At 34.0% G+C, this 21,778-nt stretch carries 18 protein-coding genes; all 18 read right to left on the bottom strand.

What is annotated here, in order from left to right; genetic code table 11:
* Positions 1–139 precede the first annotated feature (139 nt).
* The gene (gene infB / locus CD127_RS03785; RefSeq protein ID WP_103365818.1) at positions 140–2,269 is read right to left on the bottom strand and encodes a translation initiation factor IF-2; all 2,130 of its coding nucleotides are present in this window, start codon (positions 2,267–2,269) and stop codon (positions 140–142) included.
* Between the two features lie 4 nt (positions 2,270–2,273).
* Positions 2,274–2,591 carry a YlxQ family RNA-binding protein gene (locus tag CD127_RS03780; RefSeq protein WP_103296961.1) on the bottom strand — a complete coding sequence of 106 codons (318 nt, stop codon included), beginning with the start codon at positions 2,589–2,591 and terminating at the stop codon, positions 2,274–2,276.
* Positions 2,588–2,872 (bottom strand): RNase P modulator RnpM, encoded by a 285-nt coding sequence (gene rnpM / locus CD127_RS03775; RefSeq protein ID WP_103296959.1) that lies wholly within the window; start codon positions 2,870–2,872, stop codon positions 2,588–2,590. Before rnpM ends, CD127_RS03780 begins: the two co-directional genes overlap by 4 nt.
* Positions 2,873–2,899: 27 nt before the next feature.
* Positions 2,900–4,174, bottom strand: coding sequence for a transcription termination factor NusA (gene nusA / locus CD127_RS03770; protein WP_103365817.1), 1,275 nt, complete (start codon positions 4,172–4,174; stop codon positions 2,900–2,902).
* A gap of 20 nt (positions 4,175–4,194) precedes the next feature.
* Positions 4,195–4,662: a ribosome maturation factor RimP gene (gene rimP, locus CD127_RS03765; protein ID WP_103296955.1), complete on the bottom strand. Its 468-nt coding sequence runs from the start codon at positions 4,660–4,662 to the stop codon at positions 4,195–4,197.
* A 183-nt stretch (positions 4,663–4,845) separates the two neighbouring features.
* Positions 4,846–9,156: a PolC-type DNA polymerase III gene (locus CD127_RS03760; RefSeq protein ID WP_103296965.1), complete on the bottom strand. Its 4,311-nt coding sequence runs from the start codon at positions 9,154–9,156 to the stop codon at positions 4,846–4,848.
* A gap of 228 nt (positions 9,157–9,384) precedes the next feature.
* Positions 9,385–11,085 carry a proline--tRNA ligase gene (locus tag CD127_RS03755; RefSeq protein ID WP_103365816.1) on the bottom strand — a complete coding sequence of 567 codons (1,701 nt, stop codon included), beginning with the start codon at positions 11,083–11,085 and terminating at the stop codon, positions 9,385–9,387.
* Between the two features lie 17 nt (positions 11,086–11,102).
* On the bottom strand, positions 11,103–12,389 hold the full coding sequence (gene rseP / locus CD127_RS03750) for an RIP metalloprotease RseP (protein ID WP_103365815.1): 1,287 nt from the start codon (positions 12,387–12,389) through the stop codon (positions 11,103–11,105).
* Positions 12,390–12,610: 221 nt separating this feature from the next.
* Positions 12,611–13,393 carry a phosphatidate cytidylyltransferase gene (locus tag CD127_RS03745; RefSeq protein WP_103296950.1) on the bottom strand — a complete coding sequence of 261 codons (783 nt, stop codon included), beginning with the start codon at positions 13,391–13,393 and terminating at the stop codon, positions 12,611–12,613.
* A gap of 3 nt (positions 13,394–13,396) precedes the next feature.
* A complete protein-coding gene (locus CD127_RS03740) occupies positions 13,397–14,167 on the bottom strand; it encodes an isoprenyl transferase (RefSeq protein WP_103296949.1) in 771 nt (256 codons plus the stop codon).
* A 226-nt stretch (positions 14,168–14,393) separates the two neighbouring features.
* Positions 14,394–14,948, bottom strand: a complete 555-nt coding sequence (gene frr, locus CD127_RS03735; protein ID WP_103296947.1) for a ribosome recycling factor — start codon at positions 14,946–14,948, stop codon at positions 14,394–14,396.
* 15 nt (positions 14,949–14,963) lie between these two features.
* Complete coding sequence (pyrH, locus tag CD127_RS03730) at positions 14,964–15,686, bottom strand: UMP kinase (protein WP_103296946.1); 723 nt, start codon at positions 15,684–15,686, stop codon at positions 14,964–14,966.
* Positions 15,687–15,826: 140 nt separating this feature from the next.
* Complete coding sequence (tsf, locus tag CD127_RS03725) at positions 15,827–16,705, bottom strand: translation elongation factor Ts (RefSeq protein ID WP_103365814.1); 879 nt, start codon at positions 16,703–16,705, stop codon at positions 15,827–15,829.
* A gap of 180 nt (positions 16,706–16,885) precedes the next feature.
* Positions 16,886–17,674: a 30S ribosomal protein S2 gene (rpsB, locus tag CD127_RS03720; protein ID WP_103296943.1), complete on the bottom strand. Its 789-nt coding sequence runs from the start codon at positions 17,672–17,674 to the stop codon at positions 16,886–16,888.
* Positions 17,675–17,944: 270 nt separating this feature from the next.
* Positions 17,945–18,718, bottom strand: a complete 774-nt coding sequence (gene codY / locus CD127_RS03715; protein WP_103296942.1) for a GTP-sensing pleiotropic transcriptional regulator CodY — start codon at positions 18,716–18,718, stop codon at positions 17,945–17,947.
* A 21-nt stretch (positions 18,719–18,739) separates the two neighbouring features.
* Positions 18,740–20,143: an ATP-dependent protease ATPase subunit HslU gene (hslU, locus tag CD127_RS03710; RefSeq protein ID WP_103296940.1), complete on the bottom strand. Its 1,404-nt coding sequence runs from the start codon at positions 20,141–20,143 to the stop codon at positions 18,740–18,742.
* 62 nt (positions 20,144–20,205) lie between these two features.
* Positions 20,206–20,751, bottom strand: coding sequence for an ATP-dependent protease subunit HslV (gene hslV, locus CD127_RS03705; protein ID WP_103296939.1), 546 nt, complete (start codon positions 20,749–20,751; stop codon positions 20,206–20,208).
* Complete coding sequence (gene xerC / locus CD127_RS03700; RefSeq protein WP_103365813.1) at positions 20,752–21,645, bottom strand: tyrosine recombinase XerC; 894 nt, start codon at positions 21,643–21,645, stop codon at positions 20,752–20,754. It abuts the gene before it with no gap.
* Positions 21,646–21,778 lie beyond the last annotated feature (133 nt).

Raw genomic sequence — 21,778 nt, 5'->3', positions numbered from 1 at the left:
ATTTACTTAATAATCTTAAAATATAAATAAGACTTAATTAATAGTTTGAAACTATATAGAATTCAACAAATGACGATAAAAAAAGACTATCAACTAAGCTTTCCACTTAATTGATAGTCTAAAAATAATATTTCGATTATTATCTTTCAACTTCTACCATTTCAAAGGCTTCGATAATGTCGCCTTCTTTGATATCGTTGAATTTCTCAATTGTAATACCACATTCATAGCCTTGTGCTACTTCTTTAGCATCGTCTTTGAAGCGTTTTAATGTGTCTAATTCACCCTCAAATAATACGATACCATCTCTGATAACACGTACGCCTGCGTTACGAGTGATTTTACCTTCAGTTACGTAACTACCTGCGATTGTACCAACTTTAGATACTTTGAATGTTTGACGTACTTCAGCTTGGCCGATTACTTGTTCTTCAAATTCAGGGTCTAATAAACCTTTCATAGCTGATTCGATTTCTTCGATAACGTTGTAAATGACACGGTGAAGACGCATATCTACATTTTCAGCTTCAGCAGCACGTTTAGCACCAGCATCAGGACGAACGTTAAATCCGATAATGATACCATTTGAAGCATTAGCTAATGTTACGTCTGATTCGTTGATAGCACCTACTGCAGTGTGAATGATACGTACGTTTACGCCTTCAACATCAATCTTCATTAATGAAGCGGCTAAGGCTTCTACTGAACCTTGAACGTCACCTTTAATAATTACGTTAAGATCTTTCATTTCACCTTGTTTCATTTGTTCAAATAAGTTATCTAATGAAACGTTTTTACTTTCTTGACGTTGTTGAATCACGCTTGCTTCACGACGTGCTTCACCGATACGACGCGCTTGTTTCTCATCTTTGAAAATAACGAAACGGTCACCGGCTAAAGGTACGTCATTAATACCTGTGATTTCAACTGGAGTTGATGGACCTGCAGTTTTAATTCTTTGACCAAGGTCATTTACCATAGCACGAATACGTCCATACGTATTACCTACTACGATTGAATCACCAACATTTAATGTACCGTTTTGTACAAGTAATGACGCTGCTGGACCACGTGATTTATCTAATTCTGCTTCAATTACTGTACCAACAGCTTGTTTATCAGGATTAGCTTTTAATTCTTGAACTTCAGCTACTAAACCGATCATTTCTAATAAGTCATCGATACCATCGCCACTTAATGCTGATAATTGAACAAAGATTGTGTCGCCGCCCCAATCTTCAGGAATTAAACCATATTCAGTTAATTCTTGCATAACGCGGTCTGGATTAGCAGTTGGTTTATCGATTTTGTTAACTGCAACGATTGTAGGTACATTCGCTTCTTTAGCGTGGTTAATCGCTTCAATTGTTTGAGGCATTACACCATCATCTGCTGCTACTACTAAGATAGTGATGTCAGTAACTTGAGCACCACGTGCACGCATTGTAGTGAAAGCTGCGTGTCCTGGAGTATCTAAGAAAGTAATTTTCTTACCAGCATTTTCAATTTGGTATGCACCGATATGTTGCGTAATACCACCAGCTTCGCCAGCAGTTACTTTTGTATGACGAATTGAATCAAGTAATGTTGTTTTACCGTGGTCAACGTGACCCATGATAGTTACAACAGCTGGTCTTTCAATTGCATCTGGATCGTCTTCTTCGTTATCAAAGTAAGTTGAAAGATCTTCTTCATTAACTACTACTTCTTTTTCAATTTCTACGCCATAGTCATCAGCAATTAATTCTAACGTTTCTTCATCTAGAGATTGGTTAATGTTCGCTACAATACCTAATAAGAATAATTTTTTAATGATGCCTGATGATTCAATATTTAATTTGTCCGCTAATTCACCAACAGTAATGCCTTCTTCATAAGTGATTTTTGATGGCATTTCTTTAGGTTCAGCTGCTGGTTTATTTTTATTTCCTTTATTATTGTTCTTGTTGTTCTTATTATTTTTGTTGTTTTTATTTTTATTATTGTTTTTGTTATTTTTATTGTTTTTAGGATTAGCGTTTCCTTTGTTATTTTGTTTCTTGTTATTGTTGTTACTTTGTTGTTTTTGGTGATTATTTTGAGTAGTTTGTTTATCATTATTAGCACTTTGTTGTGGTTTAAATTTCTTATCAAGCACTTTGATTTGATCGTCTTCTAGCGCTTGCATGTGATTAGATACTTCCACGTCCATTTTCTTTAACTCATCGATAATCTCTTTACTTTTCACGTTTAATTCTTTCGCATATTCATAAATTCTTTTTTTACTCATATAATCACTCCTTACAATATTCATCAATCATAGACTTAAGCTTTTTAGCAAACCCTGAGTCAGTGACTCCAACATTTACACGTTCTGCTTTGCCTAAAGATTGGCCTAATTCTGCTCTCGTACCGAAAATTCTAAATGGAACATGATATGTTTCACATTTGTTTTGTATGTTTTTTATAGAGTTTTCAGAAGCATCAGAAGCTAAAATAACCAATTTAACATTTTGTTTTTTAATTTCTGTTAATAATACAGATTCTCCTGCTTTAACTTTTCTAGCTCTCATAGCTAACCCTAAAAAATTAAATATTTTTTCTTTGGTCATTTAGGAATCTCTTCTCTATAAATTAATCTGATAATTTCTTTGTAGACTGGGTCTAATTTTTCAGGATTTTCATTAAAATATCTCTCAAGTACGCCTTTTTTTTGAGCTTCTTCTACACTTTTAACATCTTTTGAAACATATGCGCCTCTTCCTTGCTGTTTCCCTGTACCATCAGCAAATATCTCGCCTTCTTTATTAATAACAACGCGAATCATTTCTTTTTTAGGACGCATTTCATTAGTAATAATACATTTGCGCATTGGAATTTTTTTCTTCTTCATTATTAATTACTCACCCCAATTTTGTGCTTAAACGTCTTTATTTTCTTTCTCGTCTTCTGTTTGTTCTACATCTTCAAATGTTTCTTCTGTTTCTTCATTTTCAGAAGCTTCTTCTTCAGAAGGCTCATCAATTTCAGCTGCTAATTCAGCAGTTGTTAAATTAGATTCTTCTAAATTAACATCATCGATTTCTACATCTTCGTCGCCTGTCATAACGATTTCATCAGCTTGTTCTTCTGATTCAATAACAGGATAAATGCCAGCTTCACGTGCATCAGTTTCTGATTTAATATCAATCTTCCAACCAGTTAATTTAGCCGCTAAACGTGCGTTTTGACCTCTTTTACCGATAGCAAGAGATAATTGATAATCAGGTACAACTACAACTGTAGATTGGTTATCTTCATTAACAATTACTTCAAGTACTTGTGATGGGCTCAATGCATTACGCACGAACACTTTAGGATCTTCATTCCATTGAACGATGTCAATTTTTTCTCCGCCAAGTTCTTCAACTACAGCTTCAACACGTGCACCTTTAGCACCTACGCATGCACCTACTGCATCAATGTCAGGATTTTCAGAGTACACACTAATCTTAGAACGGTCTCCCGCTTCACGTGCTACTGATTTAACGATAACAGTTCCATCATAGATTTCAGGTACTTCTTGCTCAAATAAACGTTTAAGTAAACCTGGGTGGCTTCTAGATACATAAATTTGAGGGCCTTTAGTTGTTTGTTCAACTTTATTTACGTACACTTTAATGCGTTCGTTTGGAATATAACTTTCATTTGGACTTCTTTCAGCTTCAGATAACACAGCTTCAATACGTCCTAAATTAACGTAAACATAACGGTGGTCAACACGGTCAATGACACCTGTTAAAATGTCTTCTTCTTTATCGATGAATTCTTTATAAAGAATTTCTCTTTCAGCGTCTCTTAAACGTTGCATTACAGCTTGTTTAGCCGCTTGTGCACCTACACGACCGAAGTCTTTAGGAGTAACGTCTTCTTCATAGATGTCGCCGATTTCATAAGCAGGGTTTTTAACTAATGCTGTGCTTAAATCCACTTCATCACGGTCGTCAAATACTTCTTCTACGACTTCTTTACGTGCTATAACTTTGAAAGTACCTTCATCCATGTTTAATTCTACACGAACGTTTCTAGCACTATCATAGTTTTTCTTATATGCTGTAATTAATGCTGCTTCAATGGCATCAATTAAAACTTCTCTTGGGATTTTCTTTTCTTTCTCTAAATATTCAGTTGCTAATAATAACTCATTACTTGCCACAATTATTCCTCCTCATCACGTTAAATCATTACTGCGTGACGTGCTTTTGCAATTTTATTTCTTGGGATTTCGATATTTTTAGTTCTAGCTTTTTCTTTAACTTCCATCGTAATTGCATCATCAGTTACCTCTTTCAAGATACCTAACCACTCTTTATCTCCTTCAATTGGAGCATATAATGATACAAATACTGGTTTGTCGATTGCATTTTGATATTCTTTTTCTTTTTTAATTGGACGCTCAGCACCTGGAGACGCAACATCTAAATAATACATTTCAGATATTGGGTCTTTCTCATCCATGACTTCGCTTATCTTTTCAGAAGCAAGCGTACAATCATTTAAATCGACGCCACCTTCTTTATCGATAGAAATTCTTAAGAAATGATCTTTTCCTTCTTTAGCATACTCGATATCTACTAATTCAAAATTTAATTCGTCTAAAACAGGAGAAATGATAGTTTCTACTTCTTCAGTTATTTTACTCATACAGGCCTCCTTTTTTGGCAAATAGAAAAGAGCGGGTATATGCCCACTCTTTCTGCCTGAGTCTAATTTTTACACAGTGCAATTATATCACAAGTTCATTTATTAAACAAATTAAGCTATTTAAACTAAGCCTTGCTACATACTAGTTTAGTAATTACTAGCTACTTAGCTACGTTGCACATTTTAGATATCAAAAATAGATAACTGTGCTTTATCTGGTAAATCTGGTAATGAGCCTAAATCATCTAAATACTCAATGATTTTTTGTGATAAACCTGCTTTTTTATTTAAGTCTTCTTTTGATAAGAACGGTCCATCTTCACGTGCTTCTACGATACGTTTGGCTACGTTCTCACCCAAACCAGGAACAGCGACAAATGGTGGTATTAATGTATCGCCTTCAATGATAAAATCAAACGCTTGGCTTTTCTCTAAACTAATAGGTTGCATACGGAAACCTCTATGTGCCATTTCATTCATAATCTCTAATACAGTCAATACGTCTTTCTCTTTCTTACCTAAATCCATATAGCGAGAATACATGTCTTTAACAGTATTTTTTATGCTTTCTTTATCTTTAATCATTGTAATTAAATCAAAGTCTGATGCACGGATAGTGAAATAAGCAGCATAATAATATAAAGGATGATGAACTTTGAAATACGCGATACGTACAGCCATTAATACGTAAGCTGCAGCATGGGCTTTAGGGAACATGTACTTAATTTTAAGACATGAATCTAAATACCAATCTGGCACATTGTTTTCTTTCATAGCTTCAATCATTTCATCCGTTAAACCTTTACCTTTACGTACTGACTCCATTGTTTTAAAGGCCATAGATGGTTCTAAACCTGCATACATTAAATAAACCATGATATCGTCACGACAACCAATTACGCTTGATAAGTCACATATACCAGAACGAATTAGTTCTTGTGCGTTACCTAACCATACGTCTGTACCATGAGATAACCCTGAAATTTGAACAAGCTCTGAGAATGTCGTCGGCTTCGTATCTTCTAACATCTGACGAACAAATCCTGTACCAAATTCAGGCACGCCGAATGTTCCTGTTTTACATAAAATTTCTTCTTCAGTCACACCTAGTGATTCAGGACTACTAAAAATTTGCATTGTTTCTTTATCGTCGACTGGAATCGTCTTAGGATCTATCCCTGATAAATCTTGTAACATACGAATCATGGTTGGGTCATCGTGTCCAAGAATATCAAGTTTTAACACGTTGTCATGGATAGAATGGAAGTCAAAGTGTGTTGTCATCCATGACGCACTTTGGTCATCGGCTGGGAATTGAATAGGCGTAAAATCATAAATATCCATATAATCAGGTACTACGATAATACCGCCAGGGTGTTGACCAGTCGTACGTTTAACACCTGTACATCCTTTAACTAGACGATCCACTTCAGCTCCACGTTTATGAATACCTTGATCATTTAAATAACCTTTTACATAACCAAAGGCAGTCTTTTCAGCAACCGTACCGATTGTTCCAGCACGGAATACTTTATCTTCACCGAATAATACTTTCGTATAGTTATGCGCGTTAGGTTGATATTCACCACTAAAGTTCAAGTCAATATCGGGTACTTTATCCCCTTTAAATCCTAGGAACGTTTCGAACGGAATATCTTGTCCTTCTTTAATTAAATCTGCACCACATGTACCACATTTCTTATCAGGTAAATCGAAACCAGATCCTACTGACCCATCATCGAAGAACTCACTTGTCTTACAGTTCGGACAAATGTAATGCGGTGGCAATGGGTTAACTTCTGTAATTTCAGTCATTGTCGCTACGAAACTTGAACCTACAGAACCACGAGACCCTACAAGATAGCCATCGTCTAGTGATTTTTTAACTAAACGTTGAGAGATTAAATAGATTACAGAGAAACCATTCCCGATAATACTCGCTAATTCTTTTTCTAAACGGTCAATAACAATTTGCGGCAAATCTTCCCCATAAAGTTTTCGCGCGTTGGCATAACTTAATTCTCGTATTTCTTCATTAGCGCCTTCCATACGTGGCGTGAACAATTTATCTTTAATCGGAATAACTTTATCTATACGGTCTGCTAATTCATTCGTATTTTTAACAACGATTTCATAGGCTTTTTCTTCTCCTAAGAAATGAAATTCATCTAACATTTCATCTGTCGTTCTAAAATGAGCCTCCGGTAACGTTGAACGATTTAATGGATTACCCGGTTGAGAAGCAATCAAAATTTTACGCGCAATAGCGTCATGTTCGTATAAATAATGCGCATTACCAGTTGCTAGGACTGGAATACCTGTGCTCTCACCAGCTTTTAAGATACGATCATAAATTTCATATAACGTTTCGGTATCTCTAATTAACTCACGATCAATTAAATCTTGATAAAGTTTTGGCGGTTGCACTTCGATGAAATCATAGTACTTCGCGATTTTTTCAACTTCTGCTTGATCTCGTTGCATTACCGCAGTGAACAGTTCGCCCTCATCACAAGCTGTACCCACTAATATGCCTTCGCGATATTCATTTAATAATGAACGCGGAATTCGTGGTGTGCGGTAATAATATTTAACTAACGATGCACTTACAATTTTGAAGAGATTTTTAAGCCCTTCTTGCGTTTGCACAATTAAAGTGACATGCGTAGGACGCGCACGTTTATAAGCATCTTCATTAGTTAATTTTTTATTGATATCTTTATGGTTTGTAACGCCCAACTCTTTCATTTGTTGTACCATTTTTATGAAAATGTAGGCCGTTGCCTCAGTATCATAAATGGCTCTGTGGTGTTGTGTAAGTTCTACGCCATATTTTTTAGCTAAGAAGTTCAAACCATGTTTACCATATTCAGTATTGATTGTACGAGATAATTCAAGTGTATCAATAACACCATTTGTAGAAGGACCGAAACCAAGTCTTTCATATCCCGTATCAATAAAGCCCATATCGAATGAAGCATTATGTGCTACAAATATAGCGTCGCCAACCCATTCTTTAAATTCTGTCAGAACTTCTTCAATTTCTGGAGCATCTGTTAACATATCGTCTGTGATATGCGTTAAGTTAATAATCGTTTCAGATAACTTTTCATGCGGATTACTAAAACGTTCAAATTTATCGATGATTTCGCCGTCTTTTACTTTTACAGCGGCAAGTTCAATAATTTGGTCATATTGGTTAGATAACCCTGTCGTCTCAACGTCAAAGACCACATAAGTTGCTTCTTTTAAGTCTCTATCTGTCGGCTTATAAGCAATTGGTACACCATCATCTACTAGCATACCTTCCATACCGTAAATCATTTTAATGCCATTTTTCTCAGCAGCACTATGCGCTTCTGGGAATGCTTGAACTACATTATGGTCGGTTACGGCAATAGCTTTATGACCCCAATTGGCTGCTTGCGCGACATAAGAGCTAATATTAGGAATGCCATCCATTTGACTCATAGATGTGTGTAAATGGAATTCAACACGTTTCTCTTCAGCTTTATCTTGTTTAGGTGTCTTTTTAATTTCTTCAATATCAGACATCATCATCACTAAGTCACGTACAAATGTATCTTCTTCGATACGTCCTTGTGCACGCACCCATTTACCTACGCTTAATGCTTTAAAGTGATCTAAGTCATCTTTATTTTTTCTAGTAAACATTTTTAAAACTAGTGAATCTGTGTAGTCTGTCACTTTCAATTCTACGATGTGACGGCCACTTTTAAGTTCTTTCAGATTAATATCAAAGATAACCCCTTCAATAGCTACTTTAAACTCTTCTTCAACAATTGATTCGATTGGTTTAATATTCTCAACTTGAATTGGTTTACCAATTTGACATTTATCAACGCTACTTTCGTTATTATCTTGTTGCTTCGCTTTTTCAGCTTTAATTTTTTCCATTTTTTCAGTTGCTTCTCTTGCGCTTTTTTCATCTTCTTCTTGAATATGCGCCTCTAATGAAGCTAAGTCTTCGTCTGTATTTGACTCATCCGTTTCAAAGACAACTTTATCTATATCAAATCCACATTTTTGAAAAGCTTTAACCAAACTGCCATTACATACTTTGTCAAAATGATTTCTTTCAATATCGTTTGAAGTCATAATTTTTAAAACATTACCAGACATGATTAAGCGTTTCTGCTTTAATTGCCCTTTCACTTTAGGAGACAAAGCAGTATGTTCGATACAGTGACCAAAGTATTTGATCGCATGTTCATCTTGGTTACTCGTATTTTGTATCGTGAAATGCCAATCTACTTTTGCGATTTCTTTAAATTCTTCGGTGATTGCATTGGTAAAGATTAAATAATCTTCATGTGAAAGAAAGTATGGCAATGTAATTTGAAATTCCCATGTTCTATTTTTATTTGATACATCAACGCGCGTTAATTCCCCATTTTCAAGAATTTCTTGATCAAGTTGATTTGAAATTTTGATTTGGTCAGCAAGCACTCTAAATTTTTCTTGATTTGTCATTGCCACGACAGATAACCACCTTATTTCTTACTTAAATTCATCACTGTTTATAGTGTTCCTAACTACCCTACATTTACAAACTTGATATCTATTATACTACTTCAATTATCATTTTTCATTCGTACAGATTATTTCTTTATTTTTTGAAAATTAATTCTACATACATAATTAAAACGGTAAAAATGCCACAAACATTTTTACCGCTTTTAATGATACTTTTAAATAATTTTATAAGTTTTCATAAATTTTAGCTACGTGTGCTTCTAAATCATCAATATGCACATCTTCGCTTTCGCCAGTGTGGCGTACTTTTACTTCAACGATTCCTTCAGAAGCATTTTTACCTACAACAACACGAACAGGTAAACCAATTAAATCAGCGTCATTGAATTTAACACCTGCGCGTTCTTGGCGGTCATCATATAACACATCGTACTTACCTTGGAACTGTGCATATAATTGGTTAGCTAATTCAAGTTGTTCTTCTTTTTTAGGGTTAATAGTAATTAAATGTAAATCAAATGGTGTCACTGATTTAGGCCAGATAATACCATTTTCATCATTATTTTGTTCTACAATCGCACTTAGTGTTCTAGAAACACCGATACCATAGCAACCCATGATTAACGGTTGTGCTTTACCTTGATTATCTAAGAATGTTGCATTCATCGCTTCTGAATATTTAGTACCAAGTTTAAATACTTGTCCTACTTCAATACCTTCAGCGAACTTAGCTTCACCTGAACCATCGCTTAGTTGTTCACCTTCTAGAATGAAGCGGAAGTCTCCATATTCATCAATCTTGAAATCACGGTCAACATTTGCATTTACATAATGGTAGCCATCTTCATTTGCGCCTACCACGATGTTATTTAAATCTTTTACATAATTATCAGCATAGATTTTAATTTCTCTATCATGAATAGGACCTAATGAACCTGGGTTAGCACCTAATAAGTTAACTATTTCATCTTGAGACGCCATTTCAACATTATCAGTACCAAAGAATGATTTTACTTTCACATCGTTTAATTCGTGATGACCTCTTACTAAGAACATAATAAATTCGCCATCTACTTTGAAGATCATTGTTTTAACAATTTCATCTACTGGACGATTTAAGAAGTCAGCTAATTCTTGGGCAGTTTTAACGTTTGGTGTTTCAATTTTGCTTAATTCAGCGACGTCTGTATGTTTTTCATTAGGATGATAAACCACTTCTGCTTTTTCGATATTGGCTGCATAATCACTCTTTTCACTATAAACGATTGTGTCTTCACCAATTTTACTTAACGCCATAAATTCGTGTGTGTGGTTACCACCGATAGCACCTGAATCCGCTACAACTGGACGTGCATTGATTCCTACACGCTTAAATATACGGCTATAAGCGTTATACATATCTTGGTATGTTTGATCTAATGATTCTTCATCTGCATGGAAAGAATAAGCATCTTTCATAATGAATTCTCTACCACGTAATAATCCAAAGCGTGGACGTTTCTCATCACGGAATTTAGATTGAATTTGGAATAAAGTAATTGGTAAACGTTTATAAGATTTAAGTTCATCACGTACGATTGAAGTTACAACTTCTTCGTGTGTTGGTCCTAATGCAAATTCTCTACCATTACGATCTTTTAAACGCATTAACTCAGGGCCATACGCTCCCCAACGACCTGACTCTTCCCACAACTCAGCTTGTTGAAGTGCAGGCATTAAGATTTCAACTGCATCGACACTTTCCATTTCTTCACGAATAATTTTAGAAATATTATTTAATACGCGTGTTGCTAATGGTAAATAACTATAAATACCACTTGTACTTTGTTTGATTAATCCTGCTTTTAATAATAATTGATGACTTAAAGCTTCTGCTTCTGCAGGAACTTCTCGCATCGTTGGTATGAATACTTTTGATTGTTTCATATCATTCTCCTCCTAAATTATAAGAAATAGCGTTGTATATCGTTCCAAGTAACCAGTACCATAATAATTACTACAAATATTGCCCCAACAGCTATGATAGCTGTTTCTGCTTTTTTATTCACTGGTCTTCTGAAAATAGCTTCATAAATAACAAATAAAATTCTACCGCCATCAAGCGCTGGAATTGGTAATAAGTTCATTATACCTAAGTTTACACTTAATAATGCAGTGTAGAACGTAAGTGCGATGACACCTTGTTTCACCACTGAATCGACATTATGATATATACCCACTGGTCCATTAAGCATGTCAAATGTGAATCCACCTGTGAAGATACTTGCTATCATTGTACCTACTGCTTTGAAAATGACTGTACTTGCATTAACAAAGTTTTCAATACCAGCTGGAATAGGTTTAAACAATGAGTGCTCATTTTTAGGTTGGAAACCTAGCACATATTTTGTAACTGAGTTCATTTTTGTTTGCTTAATTACTTGTTTTTTAGGTGTAATGTCTAACGTTTTAACCTTACCATCACGTTCAACTTTTAACGTTGTCTTATGGTCTTTAATTTGATCGGCAGCTTTTTCAATATCTTCAAAATTATCTACCTTATGACTGCCTAATTGTAAAATTTTATCGCCTGTTTTTAAACCAGCTTGTTGTGCTGGATAGTTATCCGCCAATTGATTAACCGTAGTTGTAGGCGTTCCTTGATAATAAGCTAAACCGATAAATAACACGATAGCTAAAAGGAAGTTAAATAATGGCCCTGCAAATAATGTTAAAAATTTGGGTAGCGGCTTTTTATGAGCAAATTGGCGATTTCTTGGCGCAATTTGAATTAGACTACCATTTTCAACAAAATAAGCTTTCTTAGCGATATTAAAGTGATGTCTTTCATTATCATAAGACGTAATACCTTCTATAAATAAGTCGTCTTTAAAATCACATTGCTTTACTTCAATAGCTTCAATTTTTTGAAACTTATGTTGATCATCTAAAATAATATGTGTAATTTCATCTTGGTCATTTAATTTTATTTTTACATTCATACCTGGCTCAACGGGCGGTTCTTCAAGACCATCTCCAGCCATTCTTACATAGCCACCCACAGGTAATAAACGGATAGTATAAAGTGTTTCGTCTTTGCGGAAACTAAAAATTTTCGGTCCCATACCAATCGCAAATTCTGGACACATAATCCCTGCACGTTTAGCAAAGAACATATGACCATATTCATGTACCGTTACAAGCACGCCAAATACGATAATAAATGAGACAATAGTGACTAAATAACTCACTCGCTACACCTCAATTAATTAAATTTATCTACGTCTATTCAAGTTATAAGAATGTTGTAGATTATGTATGATTTTGCAGAATTTTTCAAGTAATATTATTACCTTTGAGAAAAGGAGTTAAGAATTACGTGATTGAATGCTTCTAATCAACAGTAAATTCAATAACTCCTCAATTATACCATTATTCATTTTTTAAAAATAAATATTACGTTAAATTCTTACTATATTTGTATTAATAATATGTTGAGTAAAGGTAACACAAACATAAAACTATCAAAACGGTCTAGTATACCGCCGTGTCCAGGTAAAATTCTGCCTGAATCTTTTACACCGAAGTGACGTTTAAATCCTGATTCCACTAAATCACCGAGTTGGCCAAACATACTTAAGATTATCGTTACAAGTAACAATAACCAAATATTTAAGTGGAAATCAACGAAAAATAGCATAACTAGTGGCACAATTAAACTACAAATTAACCCACCAATAAAACCTTCAATTGTTTTATTCGGGCTAATGACAGGCCATAATTTATGTTTGCCCATTAAACGACCAAATATATATGCGCCTGTATCAGTTAACCATACAACTAAAAATGCATATAGTATATAGTGCAAGCCATCTTCACGTGTAGCATAAAAATACATGAAGCCAATGCCTACATAAGCAACTGACATTAAACAAAATGCTGCATCCATAAAACTAAATCTATTTTTAGAAAGTACAGTATAACTTAATAATATAAAGCTCATTGCGATTAAACTTTTTAGCTGAACATCATTTACCCATTGGCCAGCATCTTGCGGTAGCATAATTATAATTAACGCTAACGCACTAAATATCCCTGGAATAGACAACAATTTAATCATATTCATATTCAACAGTTCTTTTAAGGCGATTAAAGCTAGCAGATAAGCAAATAACATTAAAATAGTTCCACCTTTTAACAAGATAGGTAGAAATATAATTAAAGCTATAATCGCGGTTAAAGTTCTAACTTTCATACGCTACTCCTTACTTAATCCTCCAAATCGTCTTTGACGAGATTGGTATATTTTTAAACATTTTTTAAATTCCTCAGCATCAAAATCTGGCCATAACTTCTCATTAAATATAAATTCACTATAAGAAGATTGCCAAATTAAAAAGTTACTAATGCGTTGTTCACCAGAAGTGCGAATTAATAATTCAGGATCTGGGTAGGGATGCGTCATTAAATGTTTCGATATCATTGTTTCGTCGATGTCATTACTATCCTGACCATTATTTTGAAGCTCATCATAAATTGATTTCATACTTTGAACAATTTCAGCTCGTCCACCATAATTAATGGCAAATATTAATTTCAAACCTGTATTATCTTTTGTTTTCGCTTTTGCATGTTCAATAGCATCAATTGTTGATTGAGGCACTGCCTCTAAAAACCCAATTGTTTCAATTTGGACATTTTTTTCTATTAATTCTGGTAGAAAAGTTTTTAAAAAATTAACAGGTAAATTCATGATATAATTAACTTCATTTTCAGGTCTAGACCAATTTTCCGTTGAAAAAGCGTATAAAGTTAAGTATTTAATACCTAAGTTGCTTGCTTCACGCGTTACTTTTTTTATTGTTTGCATACCTTCATAATGACCTTTAATTCTAGGCATTTTACGCTTTTTAGCCCAACGTCCATTTCCGTCCATGATAATCGCTACATGTTCAGGTAAATTATGTAAATCTAAATCATCGTTATGAGTGATTTTAGTCTTATTTCTTTGTATTAGCTTTTTAAACATGGTCTTTCCTCCGAGCCTGATCATCTCTGTTATATTATATTAGTTATTAAAGAAATCATCTATCATTTTATCATACTCGATAATGGCATTGAATAAGCAAATTAAAAAACTGTACCAAAGTCTGAATTGGCACAGTTTAGACTAAAATGATTATTGTACTATCATAATTAATAATACGGTAAATTCACAAAATATATGAATAATTAAACGTTATTAATATTCTAAATTATACAGACATGATATCTTTTTCTTTATCTTCTACTAATTGATCAATTTCTTTAATAGAATTATCAGTCGCTTTTTGAACATCTTCAGTTTGACTTCTTAAGTCATCTTCAGTAATATCGCCATTTTTTTCGTCTTTTTTCAATTGATCGTTAATGTCACGGCGAATGTTACGAATTGAAACTTTAGCATCTTCACCGATTTTTTTCACGTTTTTAACTAATTCTTTACGACGCTCTTCTGTTAAAGCTGGAACAGTGATACGAATTACTTCACCATCACTAGTTGGGTTAACACCTAAGTTAGCAGCGATGATTGCTTTTTCAATATCACCAACAGATGTTTTATCGTAAGGAGAGATAACTAATAAACGTGCTTCAGGCACATTAATGCTTGCTAATTGTTGTACAGGAGTTGGCGCACCATAATAGTCAACAGTTACACCATTTAATAAGTTAGAGTTAGCTCTACCTGCACTGATATTAGCTAATTCACGTGATAAGTTATCGATAGATTTTTTCATTCTAGCTTTAGTATCTTGGATAATGTCACTCATGTTTAACACCTCAAATTATTTAGTAATTAAAGTACCGATTTTTTCTCCCATTACTGCACGTTTAATATTTCCTTCTTCCATAATTGAGAAGACATTTAATGGAATATTATTATCCATACAGAATGAAGAAGCAGTTGAATCCATAACTTGTAATCCTTCTTGTAACATTTGGATATGAGTTAAGTGATCATATTTCACTGCATTTTTATCAACTTTAGGGTCAGCTGAATATACGCCATCTACATTATTTTTACCCATTAAAATAACATCAGCTTCAACCTCTGCTGCACGTAATGCTGCAGTAGTATCTGTAGAGAAGTATGGGTTACCAATGCCAGCCGCAAAAATAACCACACGTTTTTTCTCTAAGTGTCTGATAGCACGACGACGGATGTAAGGTTCTGCAACTTGTTTCATTTCAATTGAAGTTAATACGCGAGTGTCACAGTCTAATTGTTCAAGGCTATCTTGTAAAGCAAGTGCATTCATTACAGTTGCTAACATGCCCATATAATCAGCTGTACCACGGTCCATACCTAAATCGCTACCAGTTTTACCTCTCCAGATATTGCCGCCGCCAACAATTACAGCAATTTCACAATCCATTTTAGCTACTTCAGCTACTTGTTCAGCTACGCTTTTAATAATCATTGGATTAATTCCAAAGCCTTTATCTCCTGCAAGTGCCTCACCGCTAAGTTTTAAGACTACACGTTTATATTTAGAAGTTTGCGCCATTGTTTTTTCCTCTCTATTGTAAAAATATGTAATATATACAAGTAAAGAAGACACGAACGCGTCTTCTAAGATAAAGTAGAGACTTTATCTAATAGAAAAACTCAAAGGTGCCTTCTTTCTTGTTTAGTAATGTTGAAAGATTATTTCATTTGTCCTTTTACTTCGTCAGCAAAGTTTTCTTCACGTTTTTCCATACCTTCGCCTACTTCATAACGTACGAAGTCTACAAGTTTACCACCTTTAGATTTTAAGAAAGCTTCAACTGTTTGGTCTGGATCTTTAACGAAGTTTTGATCAACTGCACAAATTTCTTGAAGATATTTACGTAAACGTCCTTCAACCATTTTTTCAACGATGTTTTCAGGTTTACCTTCATTTAATGCTTGTTGTTTTAATACTTCTCTTTCGTGGCTGATTTCTTCTTCACTTACTTGATCAGATGAAACATATTTAGGGTTGATTGCTGCGATGTGCATAGCAACGTCTTTAGCTGCTTCTTCATCAGTTGTACCTTCAACAACAGTTAACACACCAATACGTCCACCCATGTGTAAGTATGCACCGAATGCATCGTTGTCAGATTTAGTTCTGATAGCAAAACGACGGATGCTTAATTTTTCACCGATAGTTGAGATAGCTTCTTTCATTCTTTCATCAACTGTTTGACCACTTGATAATTTAGTTTCTAATAAAGCTTCAACTGTTTCAGCTTTGCTTTCAAGAACTTGGTTAGCAATTTCTTTTACTAATTCTTGGAAACCTTCATTACGAGCAACGAAGTCTGTTTCAGAGTTGATTTCAACGATTGCAGCTTCATTACCTCTTACTTCAACGTGCACTAAACCTTCTGCTGCGATACGGTCAGCTTTTTTAGCTGCTTTAGCGATACCTTTTTCACGTAAGTAATCAATCGCTTTATCGATGTCACCATCAGTTTCAGTTAGCGCTTTTTTACAATCCATCATACCAGCGCCAGTTCTTTCACGTAATTCTTTTACAAGTTTTGCTGAAATTGCCATTAATTATTCCTCCAATATGTCTAATTGTAATAATAGATGATAATTAAATATTACCATTAAAGGCACTCTAATTTCCAATACTCTATTATTATTTAATGAATATTTTTTAAGTTGTTAAATGTTTTATATTTGAAAAAAGGGCGATAAGCATTACATCTTATCACCCATTTAAACTATATCTTAGTTTGATTCAACAGTAGTATTTTCTTCAGTTGATTCTGCTTCTTGAGATTGTTCTTTTTCATCTAAATCGATGTTTTGTTCTGCAGCTACTTCATCGTTAGAAATACCTTGTTGACCTTCTAAGACAGCGTCTGCCATTTTACCAGTTAATAATTTAACGGCACGGATAGCATCATCGTTCGCTGGGATAACGTAATCGATTTCATCAGGATCACAGTTAGTGTCAACAATACCAACGATTGGGATATTTAATTTACGTGCTTCAGCAATCGCGTTGCGCTCTTTACGAGGGTCAACTACGAATAATGCTTGAGGCATTGATTTCATATCACGAATACCGCCTAAGAATTTGATTAAACGGTCGTATTCTTTTTTAAGTTCAACAACTTCTTTTTTAGGTAATACTTCGAATAAACCGTCTTCTTCCATTTTTTCGATTTCAGAAATACGTTTAATACGTTTAGAAATTGTTTTGTAGTTAGTTAAAATTCCGCCTAACCATCTTTGGTTAACGTAGAATTGTCCAGCACGTTCAGCTTCAGCTTTAACTGATTCTTGTGCTTGTTTTTTAGTACCTACGAATAAGACTTTACCGCCATCTTCTGATACTTGTTTTAAGAAATTGTAAGCTTCTTCAACTTTTTTCACTGTTTTTTGTAAGTCAATGATATAGATACCATTTCTTTCAGTGAAGATATATTTTTTCATTTTTGGGTTCCAACGGCGTGTTTGGTGACCGAAGTGAACACCGGCTTCTAGTAATTGTTTCATTGAAATTACTGCCATTTTAAATTCCTCCTATTGGTTATTTACCTCCATAATAAACTAATGTAAAGACAATTCTTAGAATTGCACCCTTTGCATATACGTTTATCATGTGTGTATTGGCTTTATAGCCGTCAATAATAATACCATAATTTTTTTGCTAGTGCAACGACTGATTTAATATCATTTATTTTTTCTTGAAAATAAAAACGAGCCTTCAAGTCAACTTATCAATAAGATTAACTCCGCTCGTTTCTATTAACTATTTAAATTAAAAATGATTCACATCAATTATTTGTTACGTTCTAATTCATCTAAGAATTTTTCTTTTTTGACTTTAATGAATGTACCTTTCATTCCTAACGATCGAGATTCGATCACACCAGCACTTTCAAGTTTACGTAACGCGTTTACGATTACAGAACGCGTAATACCTACTCTATCAGCAACTTTAGATGCGATTAATAATCCTTCATTACCGCCTAATTCTTCAAAAATGTGTTCGATTGCTTCTTTTTCAGAATAAGAAAGTGAATTAATTGCCATTGTGATAGCTGCTTTATCACGTGCTTCTTTTTCCACTTCGTTGTGTTTTTCACGAAGGATTTCCATACCAATTACTGTGGCTGCATATTCGCCTAAAACTAAATCATTTTCATTGAAGTCGTCTTCTACACGTCCTAAAACTAATGTACCTAGACGTTCTCCACCACCTAAAATTGGGAAAACAGTAGTACGACTGTTAATGAAAGTATCTTTATCTTCAGGAGGGAAAACAGTTAATTCATTGTCAATTTTAATGTTAGATTCTGTTTGTTTAACATCCATTAATAGTTCAGTATATTCGCTTGGAATGTGTTTGCTTTCTAACATTTCACTGATTCTTTCACTTTTTAAAAGTTCATTTAAACTTGAACCTAAGATTTTTCCTCTACGTGACACGATAAACACGTTTGTCACTGTTACGTTACTAATTGTTTGGGCAACATCTTTAAAGTCTACAGCTATACCTTTATGTTTTTGTAATAACGTATTTAATTCTCTAGTTTTAGATAATAAGCTCATAAAATTTCTCCTTTATTTATATTATAAAATAAATGCACTTAAATCTTTATTAGTTGAAATAGATTTCAATTTATCATCAACATATTGAGGTGTTATATCTACAACCGCATTCGGCATATTTGGTGCTTCATACGATAAATCTTCTAACATTTTTTCTAAAATTGTGTGCAAGCGGCGTGCACCAATGTTGTCCGTATCTTGGTTAACTTGATACGCCATCTCTGCTAAACGAGTAATCGCTTCCTCAGAGAAGTTCACAGTCACATCTTCAGTTTTTAGTAAAGCTTCATATTGTTTAATAAGTGATAATTTAGGTTCAGTTAAAATTCTGAAGAAGTCATTTACTGTTAAGCTTTCAAGTTCCACTCTAATTGGGAAACGACCTTGTAATTCAGGAATTAAATCACTAGGTTTTGAAACATGGAACGCTCCAGCCCCTATAAATAGCATATGTTCAGTGTTTACGGTACCATATTTCGTTTGAATCATGCTACCTTCAAGGATTGGTAAAATATCACGTTGTACACCTTGTCTTGACACATCTTGACCACTATTAGAATTATTTGTCGCAACTTTATCGATTTCATCTATGAAGATGATTCCCATTTGTTCGGCTAATTCTAACGCTTCTTGATTAGCTGTTTCTTGGTCGATTAATTCATCAGCAAAGTCATCTATTAAAATCTTACGTGCCGTTTTCACTGGAACAACACGTTCAACTTTACGTTTAGGCATAAGTTGATTCATCATGTCTTGCATTTGTTGATTTTGGTTTGTACCTAACATGCCTAATGCGCCTGGATCTTGCTCAACTTTGATTCTAACTTTCTCTTCTTCAAGTTTACCATCTAAAAGTTGTTTTTTGATTTCAGAACGTTTCGTTTTAATTTCTTCAGTTGGTGCTTCTTCTTCCTCATCATCATTATTACCAAAGTTTGGAAGTGTGCCGCCTAAAAGTGATTCAAGTGGATTATTATTTTGTGATGCTTTTTTCTTCATACTAGGAACTAAAAGTTTTACTAATTTTTCATTAGCTTTTTCAGTAGCTTCATCTTTAACTAAAGCTTTCTTTTGATCCTTCACTAATCGTACTGCGACATCTACTAAGTCTCTTACCATACTCTCAACATCGCGACCTACATAACCTACTTCAGTAAATTTAGTAGCTTCCACTTTAATAAATGGTGCGCCTACAATTTTAGCCATTCGACGTGCGATTTCAGTTTTACCTACACCTGTTGGACCAATCATTAAAATGTTTTTAGGTGCGATTTCTTGTTTAGTTTCATCGTCAAGAAGGCTTCTTCTATATCTGTTTCTTAAAGCGATTGCTACTTTACGTTTCGCATCATCTTGGCCAACAATATATTCATCTAATTTAGATACGATATCTTTAGGTGTTAATTTTATACCGTTTGCATCCATTAATTATTACCTCCAACTAAATGTATGTCCATATCTATTCATTCCCATTATTTATTAAACTATTATAAAGTTTCCACGATAATATTATCGTTTGTAAATACACATATATCAGAGGCTACTTTTAAACTTTCATAAGCCATTTCTTTAGCAGACATGTGTGTAGCGTGACGTTTCAATGCTCTACCAGCACTTAATGCATAGTTACCACCAGAACCAATGGCGATTAAATCATCATCTGGTGCAATAACTTCTCCTGTACCACTAACTACTAATATTGCATCTTTATCCATAACAATAAGCATGGCTTCAAGTTGACGTAATTGCTTATCTCCTCGCCATTCTTGAGCTAATTCAACAGCTGCACGTTCCAAGTTACCACTAAATTGTTGTAATTTAGTTTCAAACTTTTCAAATAAAGTAAATGCATCAGCTACGCTTCCTGCAAATCCTGCTAATACTTTACCTTCATATAAACGTCTAACTTTACGGGCAGTTTGTTTCATGATGACTTGTTCACCAAGTGTAACTTGGCCATCTCCTGCCATCGCTGCTTCTCCATTATGTCTGACTGCATAAATAGTTGTAGCATGTAATGATGTCTTGCTCATTTATTTACTCTCCTTTTTCGCTCGAGGATGTGCGTTTAAATATACTTTGCGTAATTGTTGATTTGATACATGTGTGTACTTTCCAGTTGTAGAAAGATTTACATGGCCCAACAAAGATTGAACTGTTCGCAAATCTGCTCCTTGATTTAATAAGTGAGTAGCAAACGTATGTCTTAGCTTATGGGGATGGATTTCAGTTACTCCTGCAGTACGTTTAACTACATCATTGAGTACATATCGAATTCCCCTAACCGTAATTGGATCGCCATTCATATTCACTATTAAGTAGGGATGTGTTTTGTGTTGAACGGGTTTAAATTCATTTAAATATTGTTCAATGCTTTGTCGACAAAATTCTCCAAATGGAACAAAGCGTTCTTTATTACCTTTTCCCAGAACTTTAACGCCTGGTAATGACATATCTATATCAGTAAGTTTAATATTTACTAATTCTGAAACACGTATGCCTGTTGCATATAATAATTCCAAAATAACTCGATCTCTTAATCCTTTTTTAGAATCTTTAGCTACTGTTTTAAACAATGCCTCCATCTCTTCTTCGTAAAAGAATTGAGGTAGATATTGTTCTTTTTTAGGGTGAACTAATTGTACGAAAGGATTAATGATTGAATCATCTTGAGTCATCCAAAATTCATAAAATGTTCTTAACGTTGATATTTTTCTAGATACAGTCGTTCTTTTTAAATTTTGAGAATATAAAAAACTTAAATAATTTCTAGCGTCTTTATATTCAAACGTATTTAATTGTAACATTTCTTGATTTAGAAAGCGGTTAAATTGCTCTAAATCATCATGATATGATTTTAAGGTATGGTCGGAGAAATTTCTTTCAACTTTTAGCATATTTAAAAATGTTTTTTGGATTTCTTCCACTTAAAAATCCCCTCCATCATATGCATTGTAGCATATATTATGGAAGGGACTAAAATAATTAGCTATAGAATTCAAAATCTTTTGAGAATTGTTCAAAATATCGAAATAATAATTCTCAATTTTAATTTATATA

The sequence above is a fragment of the Staphylococcus petrasii genome (assembly GCF_002902565.1).
Taxonomy (GTDB): domain Bacteria; phylum Bacillota; class Bacilli; order Staphylococcales; family Staphylococcaceae; genus Staphylococcus; species Staphylococcus petrasii.
Note: the sequence above shows the minus strand (reverse complement) of the source record. Positions and strands in the feature narration are given on the sequence as shown.

What these genes read in the sequence shown, in the direction of transcription:
- infB (WP_103365818.1), bottom strand. Translation starts at nt 2,269, where the DNA reads ATGAGTAAAAAAAGAATTTATGAATATGCGAAAGAATTAAACGTGAAA.
- CD127_RS03780 (WP_103296961.1), bottom strand. Translation starts at nt 2,591, where the DNA reads ATGACCAAAGAAAAAATATTTAATTTTTTAGGGTTAGCTATGAGAGCT.
- rnpM (WP_103296959.1), bottom strand. Translation starts at nt 2,872, where the DNA reads ATGAAGAAGAAAAAAATTCCAATGCGCAAATGTATTATTACTAATGAA.
- rimP (WP_103296955.1), bottom strand. Translation starts at nt 4,662, where the DNA reads ATGAGTAAAATAACTGAAGAAGTAGAAACTATCATTTCTCCTGTTTTA.
- CD127_RS03760 (WP_103296965.1), bottom strand. Translation starts at nt 9,156, where the DNA reads ATGACAAATCAAGAAAAATTTAGAGTGCTTGCTGACCAAATCAAAATT.
- CD127_RS03755 (WP_103365816.1), bottom strand. Translation starts at nt 11,085, where the DNA reads ATGAAACAATCAAAAGTATTCATACCAACGATGCGAGAAGTTCCTGCA.
- CD127_RS03745 (WP_103296950.1), bottom strand. Translation starts at nt 13,393, where the DNA reads ATGAAAGTTAGAACTTTAACCGCGATTATAGCTTTAATTATATTTCTA.
- CD127_RS03740 (WP_103296949.1), bottom strand. Translation starts at nt 14,167, where the DNA reads ATGTTTAAAAAGCTAATACAAAGAAATAAGACTAAAATCACTCATAAC.
- frr (WP_103296947.1), bottom strand. Translation starts at nt 14,948, where the DNA reads ATGAGTGACATTATCCAAGATACTAAAGCTAGAATGAAAAAATCTATC.
- pyrH (WP_103296946.1), bottom strand. Translation starts at nt 15,686, where the DNA reads ATGGCGCAAACTTCTAAATATAAACGTGTAGTCTTAAAACTTAGCGGT.
- tsf (WP_103365814.1), bottom strand. Translation starts at nt 16,705, where the DNA reads ATGGCAATTTCAGCAAAACTTGTAAAAGAATTACGTGAAAGAACTGGC.
- rpsB (WP_103296943.1), bottom strand. Translation starts at nt 17,674, where the DNA reads ATGGCAGTAATTTCAATGAAACAATTACTAGAAGCCGGTGTTCACTTC.
- codY (WP_103296942.1), bottom strand. Translation starts at nt 18,718, where the DNA reads ATGAGCTTATTATCTAAAACTAGAGAATTAAATACGTTATTACAAAAA.
- hslU (WP_103296940.1), bottom strand. Translation starts at nt 20,143, where the DNA reads ATGGATGCAAACGGTATAAAATTAACACCTAAAGATATCGTATCTAAA.
- hslV (WP_103296939.1), bottom strand. Translation starts at nt 20,751, where the DNA reads ATGAGCAAGACATCATTACATGCTACAACTATTTATGCAGTCAGACAT.